Origin of the sequence: Sphingopyxis macrogoltabida (genome assembly GCF_001307295.1) — a bacterium.
In the GTDB taxonomy this organism is placed as follows: domain Bacteria; phylum Pseudomonadota; class Alphaproteobacteria; order Sphingomonadales; family Sphingomonadaceae; genus Sphingopyxis; species Sphingopyxis macrogoltabida_B.
Window position 1 is genome coordinate 898,050 of record NZ_CP012700.1, and the last position, 14,185, is coordinate 912,234.

Consider the following 14,185-nt stretch of genomic DNA (forward strand, 5'->3'; position numbering starts at 1 on the left):
CGTTTCACGGCCCGCCTATATGGTTTCAATTGAAACTAAATAGGCGACTGACATGATCGATGCAGCCGATCGCCACGCGATCGACGAGACCCATGACGCCCGGCGGACGAGTTGGGTGCCGGGCGCCGACGGCCACCCGGACTTCCCGGTCCAGAACCTGCCCTATGGCATTTTCTCGCCACGGGACGGCGCGGCGCGCGCGGGGGTGGCGATCGGCGACCAGATTCTCGACCTCGCGGCAGTCGCGGCGATGCTGCCCCCCGACGTCGTCCCGGCGTGCGGCGGGAACAGGCTGAACGCCCTGTTCGCGCTGCCGCGCGCCATGCGGGTGACACTTCGCCGGCGGCTATCGGAACTACTGTCCGACGAGCAATATCGCGCCGCCGTCGAACCGGCGCTGCATCCGGCGGACGACTGCGAACTGCACCTGCCTGCGATGATCGGCGATTACACCGATTTCTATGTCGGCATCCATCATGCGACCAATGTCGGAACGCTGTTCCGTCCCGACAATCCGCTGCTGCCCAATTACAAGCATGTGCCGATCGGCTATCATGGCCGCGCCTCGTCGGTCCGGCCCTCTGGCGTGCCGGTGGTGCGACCGCTCGGCCAGCATAAGGCGCCCGATGCGGCGGAGCCCGCTTTCGGGCCGTCGCAGCGGCTCGACTACGAACTCGAACTGGGGGTGTGGATCGGCGCGGGCAATGCGCTCGGCACGACGATCCCGATCGCGTCGGCGGCCGAGCATATCGCGGGCTTCTGCCTGCTTAACGACTGGTCGGCGCGCGATTTCCAGGCGTGGGAGTATCAGCCGCTCGGTCCCTTCCTCGCCAAGAATTTCCAGACGACGATCTCGCCTTGGGTGGTGACGGCGGAGGCACTGGCGCCGTTTCGCTGCGCGCAGCCGGCGCGCCCCGCGGGCGACCCGCAGCCGCTGCCCTATCTGTGGGATGAGGCCGATCAGGCGGGCGGGGCGCTCGACCTCGAACTCGAAGTCTCTTTGCTGACCGGGGCGATGCGCGCCGCCGGTCTGGCACCGCACCGGCTGAGCCGCGGGCCGGCATCGAACATGTACTGGACGGTCGCGCAAATGGTCGCGCATCATGCTTCGGGCGGTTGCAACCTCAACGCCGGCGACCTGCTTGGCACCGGGACGATCTCGGCCCCCGACAGGGACGGGTTCGGCAGCCTGCTCGAAATCACGCACGGCGGCAGCGATCCGGTCGCGCTCCCGAACGGCGAAACGCGGCGCTTTGTCGAGGATGGCGACGAGATATTGCTGTCGGCGCGCGCGCGCAAGGACGGCTACGCCCCGATCGGTTTCGGCAGTTGCCGCGCGGTGGTGTTGCCGGCGGTCGGCTGACAAGCGGCACCGCGCGCCGGTCAGAGCCGGTGTTGCATTCGGCCGGCGGCGATAAAATATAGGCCGAATGACAAGGCAGAACTTCTATCACCTGTTCGAAACCGTGGCTGGGTTCGTCGCGCTCGGCTGGAACGATCAGGGGATTTCGGCGCTTCGCCTGCCCGCCGCCAGTGCGGGTGAGGCAGAGCGGGCGCTGCTCCGCCGCCTGCCCGGCGCGTTGCGGTCCGCGCCGCCGCCGCCGGTCGCGGCCATCGTCGACGCTGTCCAACGCTATTTCGCCGGAGAGAAAGTCGATTTCGCCGCTGTGCCCGTCGACATGGGCGAGCAGGAGCCCTTTTTCCGGCAGGTTTACGCCCGCGTCCGCGATCTCGGGTGGGGCGAGACGACCACCTATGGCGCCATCGCAAAGGCGCTCGGCGCCGGTCCCGAATTTGCGCGTGACGTCGGACAGGCGATGGCGGGCAACCCGATCCCGCTGATCGTCCCCTGCCACCGCGTGACCGGTGCCGGCGGCAAGATCGGCGGCTTTTCCGCGCCCGGCGGATCGTTGTCGAAAGCACGGATGCTCGAACTCGAAGGGGTGACGGTCGCGCCGCCGGTACCCTCGAAAAAGACGCCGCGCGGTCGGGACGATGCTCAGACCGGTTTCGACTTCTAATGACCGGCGATGCGCGTATCGGTCCGGCCGATCGCCGTTACGGCCTGGTGGAAAATCCCGGGCCAAGGTCCCTTGCCATCGCGGGGCCGCGCGTGCGAGGGACGCGCTCGCAAATCGGCAAGAGACGCGAGAGGGCAAGGATAATGCGATTCGACGTTGTGATCGTTGGTGCTGGGCATGGCGGGGCGCAGGTTGCGGTGATGCTGCGGACGCAGAAGTTCGAAGGCAGCATTGCGATCATCGGCGACGAGCCCGAGCTTCCCTATGAGCGTCCGCCCTTGTCGAAGGAATATTTCGCGGGCGAGAAGGAATTCGAACGCATCCAGCTCCGCCCTGCCAAATATTGGGACGAGCGCGAGGTGACGATGCTGCTCGGCAAGCGCGTCGTGTCGGTCGATCCGGCGGCGCACAATGTCACGACCGACGGCGGCGAGACGATCGGTTACGGCAAGCTCGTCTGGGCGACCGGCGGCGCTCCGCGCATGCTGCCGATCCCCGGCGGTGACCTGCCCGGCGTGCAGGGCGTGCGGACCAGGGCCGATGCCGACGCGATGAAGGCGGCGTCGGAGACCGCGGGCCAGATCGTCGTGATCGGCGGCGGCTATATCGGGCTCGAGGCGGCAGCGGTGCTGACCAAGGCGGGCAAGAAGGTCGTGCTGCTCGAAGCGCTCGACCGGGTGCTCGCGCGTGTTGCGGGCGAGGAACTGTCGCGCTTCTATGAAAAGGAGCATCGCGACCATGGCGTCGATCTGCGGCTCGGCGTGTCGGTCGCGGCGATCGAGGGCGAGGGGCGTGTCACCGGGGTGCGGCTGGCGGACGGCGAGGTCATCCCCGCCGACCTCGTCATCGTCGGCATCGGCATCGTCCCCGCGGTCGAACCGCTGATCGCGGCGGGCGCCGAGGGCGGCAACGGCGTGCTCGTCGACGGGCTGTGCAAGACGAGCCTGCCCGATATCTATGCGATCGGCGACTGCGCGGCGCATGAGAATCATTTTGCCGAGGGCGCCTGCATCCGGCTCGAATCGGTCCAGAATGCCAACGACCAGGCGAATGTCGTCGCCAAGGGCATCGTCGGCGACGAGGCGCCCTATCACGCCATCCCGTGGTTCTGGTCGAACCAATATGACCTCAAGCTCCAGACCGCAGGCCTGTCGACCGGCCATGATCAGGCAGTTCTGCGCGGCGATCCCGCGACGCGCAGCTTCTCGGTCGTCTATCTAAAGTCCGGCAAGGTGATCGCGATCGACTGCGTCAACGCGACCAAGGATTATGTCCAGGGGCGCATGATCGTCACCGCCGGTCTCGTCGCGACCGCCGAGCAGCTTGCCGATGCCGAAACGCCGCTCAAGGCGTTGCTACCGGCCTGAGCGCTACCAGTTGATGGTCAGGCCGACCGTCCCGCCCAGCCGCCGGCTGCGCGGGCCGTCGGCGTTGATCGCATAATCGCCCTTCAGGTGAAGGGCGACATTCTGTCCGAGGCGGGCAACCAGTCCTGCGCCGGCCTCGAATTCGGTGCGGCCGAGGTCAGTGCGGATCGGGTCGTCGCCGAAGCGGGTCGTCTGCCATCCCGACAGGCCATGGCGTAAACTGGCATGAAGATAGGGTTGGAAGCGACTGTTCTTGCTTCCGAAATCGCCGTGCAGGCGTAGCCCGAAGCGCCCCGTCAGGGCGTCGTCCGCCCGGAAATCGATCATCGAAAACATGTCGGCGCGATCGTCGAGCGACACCTTCTGCCAGACGATCTGGGCCTGCGGTTCGAGCGTCCAGCGCCCGATAGCGCCAGCGGATAGCCTGCTTCGAACGACGCGGCCCAGCCGGTGCCGTCGATGTCGATGGCAAGGCCGCTGTCCGCAGACGCCTTGCCGTCGAACCAGCTATGCATGACGACGGCGTCGACATACCAGCCGTCCGCACCGGTCAGCGTTGCATAACCGCCGAAGCTGGTGCTCCGGGTCTCGATCCGGCCGACGGTCAGGTCGTTCCAGCCGAGCGACCGGCCACGCGTCGTGCCGTCCATTTCGGCGCGGCCGATGAAGATACCGGCGCGGACGTTCGTGCCGTCGGCGTCGCCCTGACCGAACAGGTCCTGCCCGATCTGGAACCCTTTGAGGTCGCCGTCGAACGACGGCGCGACGTCGCCCTGCCACTTGAGCTCCGTATCCTCGCCGAGGATGCGGCCCCATGTCGCGGGGAGCAGTTTGCCGCCGCGCAGCAGTGCCTGTTCGCCGCGCCGCGCGTGGAAGGTGCCTAGCGCTGCGGTCGCCAGATAATGCGCGACGGGTACGGCAACGACATAGGCGGGAACCTCGGGGCGATAGAGCGGCACGACCTCGGCGATCACCGGCGTCGCGCCGGGCGTCGGCGGCGGCGTCGGTGTATCGGGCACCGGAACCGGGGCGGGCGCGGTCGGCGGTGCCGGGGGTGGTGCCGGCGGCTCGGGTTCGGGCGCGGGCGGCGGGGCGGGCTCTCCGGGCGGCGCCGGATCGCCGATCACCACCGGCGGCGCCGGGTCGACCGGGTCGGGATCGGCCGGGGTCGGCTCGGGGGGCAAGGGTGGCGGGGGCGGCGCGGGGGGATGCGGCGGCGCCGGCGGTTCGGGCGCCACCGGGGGAGGCGGCGGCGGCGCGGGTTCGAGCGGTGGCGGAGCGGGCGCGGGCTGCGGCGGCGGTGTCGTGGCGGGCGGCGTGACCAGCGTCGAACGCAGATACCAGTTTTCCTCGCTGTCGGCCGAAACGCCGCCGCGGAACAGATAATATTCGAACGCGCCCACCGCGACGCGGTGATTGAGGGCAAAGGCGCCGCTTGCCGTCGTCGCGCCGTTCAGCGTATCGACGATCAGGATCCCGTCCTGCGCCGTCGCGGCGCCGGTTCCTCCGGCATTCAGCACCGTCACCCCGGTCGTTCCCGAAGCGGAGCCGCCATCGATCACCAGCTTGTCCGACAGCGAAGCATCGTCGCCGAGCACCGTATCGATGAGCAGCAGCCCGCCATTGCCCACATAGTCTCCGGCGATGGTGAAGCTGTCGCCGGGCAGGTTGCCGCCGTTGGTCAGGTCGATGCGGCCGGCGTTGATCACGGTCGCGCGCTGGCCGGCGGTGAAGGCGATAACGCCGCCTTGCGCGCCGCCGCCGAAGATCGTGCTCGACGCGTCGATCCGCAAGGTGCCGGTACCGGTGCCCGCATCGCCGAGGGTCAGGACATCGCCGAAGGTCAATTCGGTGTCGTTGACGGCATCGATCGTCTCCCATCCGGTGAAGCGTCCGACATCGTCCGTCGTGACATTGTCGAAGGTCAGCGCGTCGGTGCCGTCGCCGCCGCCGACAGCCGGCGTCGCGCCGATGTTCGCGGCGGTGAGATTCGCGAGGCGGGCGCTGTCGTCATTGTCGCCGAGGTCGATGGCGCCGTGGATGACACCGCCCCCGTCCCACACGAAGCTGTCGGTGCCGCTGCTCATCCGGACCTCGCCGCCGACCGAACCGCCGGTGACCGTGACGCTGTCGGTGCCGCCCGAAACGCTGATATTGCCCCCGATCGTTCCGCCCGACAGGATGATCGTGTCGTTGCCGAAACCGGTGACGAGGTTGCGGTCGATCGTGCCGCCCGACATGTCGAACAGATTGTCGGCGAGTTTCATGTTCACGCGGCCGATGCGCCCGCCCGTCATCACGGCGCTGTCGCCGTCGTCGAACGCATCGACGATGCGGCCCCCCGACATGAAGAAGCTGTCGAGCGCGCCGCCCTGGTTCAGCGACCCCATCTCGCCGCCCGTCATCCGGAAGTCGTCGAGCCCTTCGCCCTGCTGGACATTGCCGGTGACCGTGCCTGCCGTAATCTCGAAGCGGTCGTCGCCATTGTCCTGATCGACCATGCCGCGGATTTCGCCCGATCCCATGACGAAGACGTCCGTGCCCGCGCCAAAGGTCACGTCGCCGTCGATAATTCCCGTCCCGCCGGACGGCAGGTCGAGCCGGTTGTTGCCGCCGGGATCGGCAAGGCCGCCCGGCGCGGTACCGCTGTCGCAGATATAGCTGTCGTCGCTCGGGGTCGGCACGAGGTCGCATTGCGCGAACGCCGGTGCCGCCTGTCCAAGCGCAAGCGCCATCGCCGACGAAAGGAGCAGCCGCCGGCGGGTTTGCGAGGACGGCGCCGCGCCGAATACGCGACGGGATGCGGGGGTTTTCGATTTCCGAGGCATAGGCTTCCCTTCGTGCGGGGCGCAGCCTGGTCCCTGTTTTCCGCAAACGTTCGGTGGAAAAATGCGCGGTTTGCAAATAGCTGCCTATGCGGCAGTGGTTGCCAAATCGCTAATCCGGAGCGCTGGTGCCGGCCTGCGGCAATTCAGCTGCCGGAGATGCAGGCGCATCGCCGAGCGCTTTTTTCAGCGTCGCCTTGATGTTGCGGAGGAGGCGGCGCAGCGCGATGATCACCACGACGGCGGCGACCGCCATGACGATGGCGATCGCGATCGCCAGCGGCGGGAAGGCGATGGCGAGCGCCAGCAGGCCGCCGGTCGCGACATCCTCGCCCGTCGAAACCACCGCGTTGCTGTAGGGCTCGGGGCTGACGTTGACGACCGCCCGCGTCGTCGCCTTGGCGCCGTGGCTGAGCAGGGCGCCGCCGCCGCCGAGCAGGAAGGCGACGACCTGCCACGCCGGGTCGGAGGAATCGACGAGCGCCAGCGCCAGCAGTGCGCCGCCGAGCGGGCGGATGACGCTGTGCACCGTGTCCCACGCCGAATCGACCCACGCGATCTTGTCGGCGGTAAATTCCGCGACCGTGCCGATCGCCGCGACGCCGAGTACCCAGGGATTGGCGAGCACCTTGAGCGCCGCGAGATGTTCGGGAAGCGGCAGCCAGCCGAAATGCATCGCGATACCCGTCGCCAGGATGGTGAGGTAGAGCCGCCAACCGGCCAGCAGGCTGAGACTGCCCGCGACGCCCAAAATCTCGACAATCCCCATGGCCCTGCTCCCGGTTCTTGCAGCGATCCGGCATCTTGCACCGGTGGGCGGGTCGCTGCAATGGCCGGATGACAAGCCGCCGCGGGCCAGTTATCGCCATGGCCATGACCGATACAGCTTCATCGCCCGGCGCCGTCGCGGGCCTTCCCGACGGGGCAATCCCTGCGGCAACCCTCGTCATCATGCGCCCCTCCGAAGACGGCGGGCCCGACGAAATCCTGATGGTGAAGCGTTCGAGCAACATGGCCTTCGCGGCGGGCGCCGTCGTATTTCCCGGCGGGCGAGTCGATCCCGACGACTATTATGTCGCGCGCCAGCACGGCTTTGCCGACGATGAGGCCGATGGCGCGGCGCGCGTCGCGGCGCTCCGCGAGACACTCGAAGAAACGGGACTCGCGGTCGGTTGGCCGGGGCTGGCCGAGCCAGATGTAGCAGGCGTGCGGCAGGCGCTGCTCAGCGACGTCCTGCTGTCCGACATATTGGCGGAACGCGGCGAGCGACTCGTACTGGACGCGCTGGTGCCCTTTGCGCGCTGGTGCCCCAATTTCAAGGAAGCGCGGACCTTCGACACGCGTTTCTATGCGGTGGCGGCGCCGTTGCACGGCCACGAACTCACCGTCGAGGAGGCCGAGCACAGCCATATTTTCTGGGCCAGCGCGAAGCACACGCTGGCGATGGCCGAAAACGGCGAGGTGTCGGTAATCTTCCCGACCAAGCGCAATCTGGAGAAATTGTCACAAGCAGATGATTTTGAAGGGTTTTCATCCTATTCCCGGCAGTTTCCGGTCGAGCTCGTCACGCCGTGGCTCGAGGAGCGGGGAGGCGAGACCCACCTCTGCATACCCGGCCATCTCGGCTACCCGGTGACCAGCGAAAGCTTCGAACGTGTGCGGCGGGGATAAAATTTGATCTGGGTCAATTTTTCGCCAATTTTGCAGTTTTCTAGTCGTCGATAAGTGACGCAAAATATATTGCAATTGCGAATACCAAACCCTAAGACGGCTGCGCAGAAGCAGATCGGGGACGATTCTCTGGTGTGATTCGAGAAGACAAAGTTCCAGTGGACGGAGAATAAGATGAACCTGCTGAAGAAAGCCGCTGTCTCCCTTGCGGCGACATCGATGATCGTTGCGCCGGTTGCAGCGTCGGCTGCGCCCGCCCTTGACGGCGCTCGCGCGACGTCGGTTGTCAGCGACCAGAACGAGATGGAAGGCAATGGCTGGCTTCTCGGTCTGCTGGCGCTGGTTGCTTTCGGCCTGGGCGTCTATTTCCTGGTCGACAACAACAACGACTCGCCGACCAGCCCGTAAGCTTCGGCCGAGCTAAAGATACCAAAGGGCTCCGAGCATTTGCTCGGGGCCTTTTGTGCGTCCGCTGAAGTCGAAAAAATTGCGAGCTGGCGCCGAGGCGCGAAGCCGGGTTCTAGGCGGGCCTGTTATAGCGTGATGGCGCGCACGCTGCGTGACCGTGCCAGAGGGATCGCCTGCCTTGCCCGGACGACCGCGTCCTTTTCGATCGGTGCCAGCGCCAGATCGAAACCCGGATTGGTCGCCGTTCCGTTCCTTGCATCGGCGATGACGGCACCCCAAGGATCGACGGCAAGGCTGTGGCCATAGGTCGCACGGCCGTCGGCGTGCGTGCCGTTCTGCGCCGCCGCCAGGAGATGGCAACCCGTTTCGATGGCGCGGGCGCGGAGCAGGACATGCCAATGTGCCTCGCCGGTCGATACTGTGAAGGCGGCCGGGACGGCGATGATGTCGGCGCCTTGGTCGACGAGGGCGCGATAAAGTTCGGGGAAGCGGACATCGTAACAGATGCTGAGGCCGAGCCGTCCGAGCGGCGTGTCGACAACCGTTATCGCATCGCCGCCGGCATAGGCGGCCGATTCGGTCCAGTTCTCGCCCGACGGCAGGGTGACATCGAACATGTGGATCTTGTCGTAGCGGGCGCGGATGCTGCCGTCGGCGGCAATGATATGGCTACGGTTGACGCGGCGCTCACCATCGTCGGCGAGCAGCGGCATCGACCCCGAATGCAGCCAGAGCCCGTGCCGCCGCGCCATCTCCTGCAGCGCTGCGGGCCACGGACTGTCGGCTTCGCGCAGGATATGCGCTGCCGAACGCGCGCGGTCGCGATCGAGCAGCAGCGACATTTCGGGCAGGAAGGCCATTGCGGCGCCGCGCGCGGCGGCTTCGGCCATCGCGCGATCGATTGTCGCGAGGTTGGCGTCCGGATCGATGCCGCTGGTCATCTGGATCAGCGCAGCGACGGGTGAGGGAGAGATGTTGTCCATCGCGTCTGGCTAGTCCGCTGGCGCAGGCAGGACAAGAGGCGCGCGGGGGGACGCGACAGTTCAGTGGCCAGCAAGCTTCGATGGCGATAAGATGGGCCGATGTCCTATTCTCCCGCGTCGACCACGCTCTCGCTTTTCCGATTTCTGCTTCCAGCCTGTGCGGCGACCGCCCTGCTGCTCGCGCCTCCTGCCGCGGCGCAGACCGGCGGAACGTCTGCACCTTCCGCCAAGACGACGGCCGGCACCGCAAAGGCTGACGACTGGCTCTATGTCGGCAGTGATATCCCGCGCGATACCGCATGGACCTTTGGCGTCCTGCCGAATGGTGTCCACTATGCGGTGCGCAACAATGGCGTGCCGCCGGGGCAGGTTTCGATCCGCGTGCGGATGGACGTCGGATCGCTGTTCGAAACCGAAAAGGAACGCGGCTTTGCGCACCTGCTCGAACATCTGACCTTTCGCGGGAGCGAACATATCCCCGACGGCGAGGCGAAACGGATCTGGCAGCGGTTCGGGGTCACTTTCGGCAGCGATTCGAACGCGCAAACGACGCCGACCCAGACGGTGTACCAGCTCGACCTGCCCAGCATCACGTCGGCCAACCTTGACGAGAGCATGAAATTGCTCGCGGGCATGGTCCGCGAACCGCGGATTTCGGACGCCGCGGTGACCGCCGAACGCGGCGTCGTCATGTCCGAACTGCGCGAATCGGACGGTCCGCAAAAGCGGATTTCGGACGCGACGAGTGCGCATCTGTTCGCCGGGCAATTGCTCGGCGACCGCTCGCCGATCGGCACCGTCGAATCGCTCGGCGCGGCGCGCGCCGACACGGTGACCGCCTTCCACGACCGCTGGTACCGCCCCGACCGCGCCGTGGTCGTCATCGTCGGCGACGGCGATCCCGCCGAATTCGCCCGGCTGATCGAGAAATATTACGGCGACTGGCGCGCCGCCGGTCCCAATCCGGCGCAGCCCGATTTCGGCAAGCCGAACCCCAAGGCGCCGGTGGCGCGGGCGATCGTCGAGGCGAACCAGCCGGTCGCGCTGTCGCTGGCGATGGTCCGGCCGTGGAAGAAACGGATCGACACGGTCGAAAATACCCGGCGGCTTTATATGGAGTTTCTTGCGCAGGCGCTGGTCAACCGCCGCCTCGAAAACCGCGCCCGCGCAGGCGGCAGCTATCTCGTCGCGACGGTCGAGCAGGAATATGTCAGCCGCAGCGTCGACGTGACGATGGCGCAGATCGTGCCGCTCGGCGACTGGAAGCCGGCGCTCGCCGACGTGCGCGGGGTGATCGCCGATGCGATGAAAACGCCGCCGTCGCAGGCCGATATCGACCGCGAGGCGAACGAGATCGAAGCCTTCCTGCGCAAGGAACTCGAAAACGCGCGCAACGAACCGGGCGCGCGGCTGGCCGACGACATGGTGCGCGCGGTCGACATCGGCGAAACGGTCACCAGCCCGCAGGGCCAGGTCGACATGTTCCGGTCGATCCGCGCTGCGGCGACGCCGCAGGCGATGCTCGAGATCAGCCGCGCGATCTTCAGTGCGCCGGTGACGCGCGTCGTGTTGACGACGCCGACCGCGATCGAGGGCGGCGACGGCGCGTTGCTGGCGGCGCTCGCAGCGCCGGCGCTGGTGCGCGACGACCGGCTGGCGACGATCAAGGCCGATTTCAGCCAGCTACCGGCGATCGGCCAGCCCGGCACGATCGCATCGACGACTCTCGTCCCCGGGCTGCGCGCCGAGCGCATCGAATTCGCCAATGGCGTGACGGCGCTCGTCTCGAACAACAAGGTCGAACCCGGCAAGGTGCGCGTCAACGTCCGCTTCGGTACCGGCAACCGCAGCGTCGCCGCCGACGCACCCAACCTGCTGTGGACGGGCGATTATGCCCTGATCGCGAGCGGCATCGGCCCGTGGGGTCAGAACGAGATCGATCAGCTCACCAACGGGCGTCAGATCCAGATGAATTTCGCGATCGACGACGATGCGTTCGAGCTGTCGGCCGAAAGCAAGCCTGCCGACCTTGCCGACCAGATGAAGCTGTTGGCGGCCAAGCTGGCGTCGCCGCGCTGGGATACGGCGCCCGTCGACCGCCTGCGCGTCGGCTTCCTCACCGGCTACGACCTCAACGACGCGACCCCCAATGCCGTGCTCGACCGCAATTTGCGCGGCTGGCTTTCGGGCAACGACGCGCGCTGGTCGGCGCCCGACAAGGCCGAGATCGAGGCGCTGACCCCGGCAAAGTTTCGCGCCTTCTGGGAACCGCGCCTCGCGAGCGGGCCGATCGAGGTCCAGCTGTTCGGCGATATGGCGTCGATCGATTATCGCAAGATCTTGGCCGAGACGTTCGGCGCCCTGTCGCCGCGCGCCCCGCTGGCGCCGGCGGGCGGCCAGAAGGTCGCCTTTGCCAAGCATGTGACCGTGCCCGAAGTTGCCTATCATCGCGGCGAGCAGGGGCAGGCCGCGGCGATGACCGCCTGGCCGACGAGCGGCGGCCTCGCCAGCCCGCGCGATGCGCGGGGTCTGGAAGTGCTGGCGGCGATCTTCAACGACCGCCTGTTCGACCGGCTGCGCGCCGAGCAGGGGGCCAGTTATGGCCCCGTCGTCGACAGCCATTGGCCGACGGGGTTCGACAATAGCGGCGGTTATCTGCTCGTCGGCAGCCTGCTGGCGCCGAAGGACATCGACCGTTTCTATGGCATCGCGAAAGATATTGCGGCCGACCTCGTCGCCAACCCGGTCACCGCCGACGAACTCGCGCGCAACGCCGGGCCGATCCGCGAGCAGGTCGCGCGCGCCTCGACGGGCAATGTCTATTGGATGTTCCTGCTCGAAGGCGCGACGCGCGATCCGCGGGTCGCCGCGGCGGCGCTGTCGATCCAGGACGATATCGCAGCGGTGACCGCCGCCGATATCCAGCGCCTTGCCAAGCTCTACCTGACGCCGGCACGCCAATGGTCGCTGGCGATCCTGCCCAAGGGGATGACGCTGGCCGATGCCTCGGCGGCTGGGGCGGCCGCCGCGGGCGGATCGCAGGCCTCGGCGCCGGTTGCCGCCTCGCGCTGACCTGCTGCGCCCGGCGGGCGGCTACTTCTAGCTGTCGCTGCCCGTCGCGTGCCGCCGGGTGCGGCGGATCCGCGGTTCGTGGTCGAGCTTGCCCTTGGTCATGATGTCCTGCCGCATCTTGGCGCGGACGTCGTGGATCGACGCGATCACCGGCCCCATGGCGACGCCAAGGTCGATCAGCACCGCCTCGGCGAGCTGCAACGAGCTTTCGAGCGTTTCGGGCACCGCGTCGGAGGCGCCGGCCTGATAGAGTGCCGCGGCATGGTCGGCATCGCGCGCGCGGCTGATGATCGGCAGCTCGGGATATTTCTGGCGCAGCTGCCGGGTCATTCTGAGCTGCTGGACCGGATCGTCCATGGTCAGCACGATCGCCTTCGCATTCTCGATGCCTAGCTTGTCGAGGCTGCCGGACCGCGCGACGTCGGCGAAGCGGACGGCGAAGCCGTCGCGCCGGGCTGCGGCGACGGTGTCGATATCGGCGTCGACGGCCACGTAAGGACGCCCATGTTCGCGGAGCAGCTCGGCGACGGTGTGGCCGACGCGGCCAAAGCCGACGATGACGGTGCGGCCTTCGGGGGTTTCTTCGCTTTGCGCGTCGCCGGTCCGCAGCTCGATCCGCCGCGCGATATCGTGGCCGACGCGCGCCAGCAGCGGGGTGATCGTCAGCCCGATCGCGGTGACGAGCTGCCAGAACTCCGCGGTGTCGCGGCTGATGAGTTGCGCCTGCAGGGCCGTCGCGAGCACGATCAGGGTGGTTTCCGACGGGCTCGCCATCAACAGGCCGACTTCGGCGGCGGTGCCGCGCCGGACGACGCCCGAAAAGCGTAATAACGCGGCGGTGACGACCGCCTTGACCACGACAACGCCGACGACCGCGCCGATCAGTTGCGGCCACAGCGCGGCGATCGTCTTGAGGTTGAGGCCCATGCCGACGCTGATCAGGAATACCCCGAGCGCGAGACCCTTGAAGGGCGCGGTGATCGCCTCGACCTCTTCATGATATTCGGTCTCGGCGATCATCAGGCCGGCGAGCAGCGCGCCGACGATCGGCGACAGGCCGACGGCCGCCGTCGCCAGCGCGGCGACGATGACGACAAGCAGGCTGGCGGCGAGGAACAGTTCGGGATCCTTGGCGCGCGCGGCCTGGGCAAAGATTTTCGGCAACAGGAACCAGCCGCCGATCGCCAGTCCGGCGACGACGACGACGCCTTGCCAGAGCGTCGTCAGCAGCAATTCGGCGCTGTCGCCTGACGCCGTCGGCGACAGGGCGGCGAGGATGAAGATGATCGGGACGAGCGCCAGATCCTCGAACAGCAGCATCGAAAAGGCCGATTTTCCTACGGCCGACTTGGTGCCGGCAATAGGTAGAACGAGGGCGGTCGAGGAGAGGGCGAGCGCGATACCGAGGCCGTAGGCGGCGGCGGGTGAAAGGTCGCCGAGCAGGAGCAATGCGGTACCGAGGATCAGCCCGCCCAGCCCGAGTTCGGCGGCACCGATGCCGAACACCAGCTTGCGCAGTTGCCACAGGCGCCGGAACGACAGCTCGAGCCCGATCGAAAAGAGCAGGAGCACGATGCCCAGCTCGGCGAACAGGGCGATTTCCTCGGCCGATCCGATGGTGACGTGGCGCAGCCATGGATAATCGCCGGTCAGCGATCCCAGGCCGGACGGGCCGACGAGCAGGCCGACGAGGATGAAGCCGATCACGGGCGGCAGGCGGAAGCGGGCGAAGGCGGGAATGACGATTCCCGCAGCGCCCAGCACCACCAGCGCGTCGCCGATGAGGGAGGTTTCTGTTTCCGATACCATAAGGGCCGACCTTATGCAGGCCGGCCCCG

The 14,185-nt window shown here is 67.4% G+C and carries 11 protein-coding genes; 6 read left to right on the forward strand and 5 right to left on the reverse strand.

The features are described 5' to 3' along the window. Positions 1–52: 52 nt before the first annotated feature. The 3 genes from fahA to AN936_RS04165 all read left to right on the forward strand — a co-directional run bounded on the left by fahA (position 53) and on the right by AN936_RS04165 (position 3,388). Positions 53–1,363: a fumarylacetoacetase gene (gene fahA, locus AN936_RS04155; protein WP_054587029.1), complete on the forward strand. Its 1,311-nt coding sequence runs from the start codon at positions 53–55 to the stop codon at positions 1,361–1,363. A 67-nt stretch (positions 1,364–1,430) separates the two neighbouring features. Next, on the forward strand, positions 1,431–2,021 hold the full coding sequence (locus tag AN936_RS04160; protein WP_054587030.1) for a methylated-DNA--[protein]-cysteine S-methyltransferase: 591 nt from the start codon (positions 1,431–1,433) through the stop codon (positions 2,019–2,021). A gap of 143 nt (positions 2,022–2,164) precedes the next feature. Beyond that, on the forward strand, positions 2,165–3,388 hold the full coding sequence (locus tag AN936_RS04165; protein WP_054587031.1) for an NAD(P)/FAD-dependent oxidoreductase: 1,224 nt from the start codon (positions 2,165–2,167) through the stop codon (positions 3,386–3,388). 3 nt (positions 3,389–3,391) lie between these two features. Here the strand turns inward: AN936_RS04165 and AN936_RS25290 are convergent, their stop codons facing one another. The 3 genes from AN936_RS25290 to AN936_RS04175 form a co-directional block, all read right to left on the reverse strand. Beyond that, the gene (locus AN936_RS25290; protein ID WP_234715741.1) at positions 3,392–3,748 is read right to left on the reverse strand and encodes an autotransporter domain-containing protein; all 357 of its coding nucleotides are present in this window, start codon (positions 3,746–3,748) and stop codon (positions 3,392–3,394) included. Then, on the reverse strand, positions 3,712–6,123 hold the full coding sequence (locus AN936_RS04170; RefSeq protein ID WP_201782963.1) for an autotransporter domain-containing protein: 2,412 nt from the start codon (positions 6,121–6,123) through the stop codon (positions 3,712–3,714). Before AN936_RS04170 ends, AN936_RS25290 begins: the two co-directional genes overlap by 37 nt. A gap of 202 nt (positions 6,124–6,325) precedes the next feature. Next, positions 6,326–6,982: a DUF4126 domain-containing protein gene (locus tag AN936_RS04175; protein WP_054587032.1), complete on the reverse strand. Its 657-nt coding sequence runs from the start codon at positions 6,980–6,982 to the stop codon at positions 6,326–6,328. A gap of 104 nt (positions 6,983–7,086) precedes the next feature. Here AN936_RS04175 and AN936_RS04180 point away from each other — a divergent pair, with 104 nt between their 5' ends. Continuing rightward, a complete protein-coding gene (locus tag AN936_RS04180) occupies positions 7,087–7,884 on the forward strand; it encodes an NUDIX hydrolase (RefSeq protein ID WP_054590100.1) in 798 nt (265 codons plus the stop codon). A 174-nt stretch (positions 7,885–8,058) separates the two neighbouring features. Continuing rightward, positions 8,059–8,292, forward strand: coding sequence for a hypothetical protein (locus AN936_RS04185; RefSeq protein WP_054587033.1), 234 nt, complete (start codon positions 8,059–8,061; stop codon positions 8,290–8,292). Positions 8,293–8,417: 125 nt separating this feature from the next. Here AN936_RS04185 and AN936_RS04190 read toward each other — a convergent pair whose 3' ends face one another. After that, entirely contained in the window at positions 8,418–9,275 is an 858-nt protein-coding gene (locus AN936_RS04190) for a carbon-nitrogen hydrolase family protein (RefSeq protein ID WP_054587034.1), read from the reverse strand. Positions 9,276–9,374: 99 nt separating this feature from the next. Here AN936_RS04190 and AN936_RS04195 point away from each other — a divergent pair, with 99 nt between their 5' ends. Continuing rightward, the gene (locus AN936_RS04195) at positions 9,375–12,347 is read left to right on the forward strand and encodes a M16 family metallopeptidase (protein ID WP_054587035.1); all 2,973 of its coding nucleotides are present in this window, start codon (positions 9,375–9,377) and stop codon (positions 12,345–12,347) included. Positions 12,348–12,374: 27 nt separating this feature from the next. Here the strand turns inward: AN936_RS04195 and AN936_RS04200 are convergent, their stop codons facing one another. Further along, complete coding sequence (locus AN936_RS04200) at positions 12,375–14,156, reverse strand: cation:proton antiporter (RefSeq protein WP_054587036.1); 1,782 nt, start codon at positions 14,154–14,156, stop codon at positions 12,375–12,377. Between the last annotated feature and the right edge of the window lie 29 nt (positions 14,157–14,185).

Bases quoted from the DNA above. Each gene is read 5' to 3' on its own strand.
- AN936_RS04195 (WP_054587035.1), top strand. From the start codon at position 9,375: ATGTCCTATTCTCCCGCGTCGACCACGCTCTCGCTTTTCCGATTTCTG.
- AN936_RS04160 (WP_054587030.1), top strand. From the start codon at position 1,431: ATGACAAGGCAGAACTTCTATCACCTGTTCGAAACCGTGGCTGGGTTC.
- AN936_RS04200 (WP_054587036.1), bottom strand. From the start codon at position 14,156: ATGGTATCGGAAACAGAAACCTCCCTCATCGGCGACGCGCTGGTGGTG.
- AN936_RS04185 (WP_054587033.1), top strand. From the start codon at position 8,059: ATGAACCTGCTGAAGAAAGCCGCTGTCTCCCTTGCGGCGACATCGATG.
- AN936_RS04175 (WP_054587032.1), bottom strand. From the start codon at position 6,982: ATGGGGATTGTCGAGATTTTGGGCGTCGCGGGCAGTCTCAGCCTGCTG.
- AN936_RS04170 (WP_201782963.1), bottom strand. From the start codon at position 6,123: ATGGCGCTTGCGCTTGGACAGGCGGCACCGGCGTTCGCGCAATGCGAC.
- AN936_RS04165 (WP_054587031.1), top strand. From the start codon at position 2,165: ATGCGATTCGACGTTGTGATCGTTGGTGCTGGGCATGGCGGGGCGCAG.
- fahA (WP_054587029.1), top strand. From the start codon at position 53: ATGATCGATGCAGCCGATCGCCACGCGATCGACGAGACCCATGACGCC.
- AN936_RS04190 (WP_054587034.1), bottom strand. From the start codon at position 9,275: ATGGACAACATCTCTCCCTCACCCGTCGCTGCGCTGATCCAGATGACC.
- AN936_RS04180 (WP_054590100.1), top strand. From the start codon at position 7,087: ATGACCGATACAGCTTCATCGCCCGGCGCCGTCGCGGGCCTTCCCGAC.